The sequence below is a fragment of the Streptacidiphilus pinicola genome (assembly GCF_003258295.1).
Lineage (GTDB): Bacteria > Actinomycetota > Actinomycetes > Streptomycetales > Streptomycetaceae > Streptacidiphilus > Streptacidiphilus pinicola.
Map to the genome: position 1 here is coordinate 1 of NZ_QKYN01000122.1, position 409 is coordinate 409.

A 409-nucleotide genomic window follows, 5' to 3' on the forward strand; every position below is an offset into this window, starting at 1 on the left:
GCCCCCGATCCCGTGCCCGGCTTCCCCTCCGGGCGCCCCCTGGGTGCGCCGCTTTCCTCTCGTCCGTCGTTGGCGCTTACACCGGAATTCATTTCCTCGGCAGATCCCGGCAATCCTTGAGGCCGGTCACTCGAAAGTGGGGCTTTTCCACTCCTGGGGGTGGGTAGCCATCTACCTCATCGCACACATGACTGCGCCCCCGGTCGACCGCGGGAGCGTCACCGCGGGATCGGGGGCACAGGGGATTGCCGGGCTCTGCTACTGCCCCGCGTGAGCGGGCAGCGGCGCCTCTCGGCCGCAGGCGTAAGCGATGGGGTTGATGACCTCGGCCGCCTCCGGCAGCCAGCGGTTCATCGTGGTGGGCTCCCGGGCCCACTGCGCGTAGCCGAGCGCGCCGATCCGCGTCGGC